The organism is Flavobacterium bomense, assembly GCF_003970355.1.
The window spans coordinates 1-1,532 of record NZ_RYDJ01000086.1 but is presented as its reverse complement, the minus strand read 5'-3'; the positions used below and the strand labels follow the sequence as shown (position 1 = coordinate 1,532).

General features: G+C 32.8%; 3 protein-coding genes. 1 reads left to right on the top strand and 2 read right to left on the bottom strand.

The features are described 5' to 3' along the window. The first annotated feature begins 164 nt into the window (after positions 1 to 164). Positions 165 to 743, top strand: a complete 579-nt coding sequence (locus EKL98_RS15720; RefSeq protein WP_126563124.1) for a PDDEXK nuclease domain-containing protein — start codon at positions 165 to 167, stop codon at positions 741 to 743. 154 nt (positions 744 to 897) lie between these two features. Here the strand turns inward: EKL98_RS15720 and EKL98_RS15715 are convergent, their stop codons facing one another. Next, the gene (locus tag EKL98_RS15715) at positions 898 to 1,293 is read right to left on the bottom strand and encodes an ExbD/TolR family protein (protein WP_126563123.1); all 396 of its coding nucleotides are present in this window, start codon (positions 1,291 to 1,293) and stop codon (positions 898 to 900) included. Between the two features lie 2 nt (positions 1,294 to 1,295). Continuing rightward, on the bottom strand, positions 1,296 to 1,532 hold a 237-nt coding region (locus EKL98_RS15710; protein WP_199740730.1), incomplete at its 5' end, for a MotA/TolQ/ExbB proton channel family protein.

Genomic DNA, 1,532 nt, shown 5'->3' with positions numbered 1-1,532 from the left:
AATTAGAAAATGAGTTTGTTGCTATGTATTTAAAAAACGGTTTCACGCATCACTGTACAATATTAAGTTAGGCTAAAAACATAGAGGAACGTATATTTTATATCCAAAAAACAGCCACTGAATTTTGGAATAACACTACTTTAAAACACCATTTAAAGTCAGATTTGTACCAGCGTCAAGGAAAACTTGCGCATAATTTTCAAACGACTTTGTCTGAAAATAGTTTTAGACAAAAAGCGTTGATGGCTTTTAAAGACGAAATGCTTTTGGATTTTATAAATATTGAAGATGCTGATGAAGAACCAAACGAACGTGTTTTGGAAAATGCAATTGTACAGAACATCAAGAAATTCATAATGGCTTTAGGGTCTGAATTTAGTTTTATCGGAAATCAACACCGATTGATTATTGAAGACGAAGAGTATTTTATAGATTTGTTGTTTTATAACAGAAAAATTCAAAGTTTAGTGGCTATCGAATTGAAGAAAGGAAAGTTCAAAGCAGAATATGTGGGTAAAATGAATTTGTATCTTTCGGCATTGGATGAAATGGTAAAGCAACCACACGAGAATCCGTCAATTGGGATTATTCTTTGCAAAGAAAAGAACAATAAAATAGTAGAATTTGCATTTAGGGACACTTCAAAACCAATGGGAGTCGTAACCTATAAAGCCTACAATGATTTGCCAGAGGCTTATAAAAATATTCTGCCAGATACAGAAGCGTTAAAAGGATTGTTATAAATAAATGAACGAGTTCCGCAGGAACGACACATTTTGTAGCAACGGAATTTATTCCGTTGAAATGGAATATAAAGTTGAGTTGAGTTCCGTAGGAACGACAGATCTCTTATCAACGTATTTCAATCCGTTGAGCCCCAAATAAATGACAAATCATTTATTTTGGACTAGTAGCAATCACAAACTTCAAGTTATTTCTAACGCCAATTTGTAACACATCAACTAAATCTTGAACTTGTAAATTGAAGGGAATTCTAACAATAACGGTTTGATCTTTTTCATTGTTCATTTTGGTCATTAAAGTCATTTCTAATTCTTCGAAAGCAACAGCTTGCTTGTCTATGTAGAATTTCTTGTCTTCGGTAACGGATAAACTAATGTATTGTTTGTTGGTTTTCTCGTTAGATTTGGCTTTTGGCAATGTCATCTTAATCACATTTGGATTCGCCAAAGTGGATATAATCAGGAAAAACAACAACAAGAAAAACATAATGTCACTCAGCGAAGACGTGGCGACTTCGGCGTGGAATCTTCTTTTTCGTTTTATTGACATCTCTATGATTTTTGAATAATATTAGCAAATTCTAGTATTTGCTTTTGAATTTTCAAAGCAAAATTATCAATCTTTCCGTTCAATAAATGGTATCCACTGTAAGCAATAATACCTACTAACAATCCAGCACCACTACTAATCATTTTTTCGTACAATCCTCCCGAAATATTACCAATACTGATGTTCTCGGTAACCGAAATGCTATAAAATATTTTAATTACTCCAGAAATAGTTCCAAC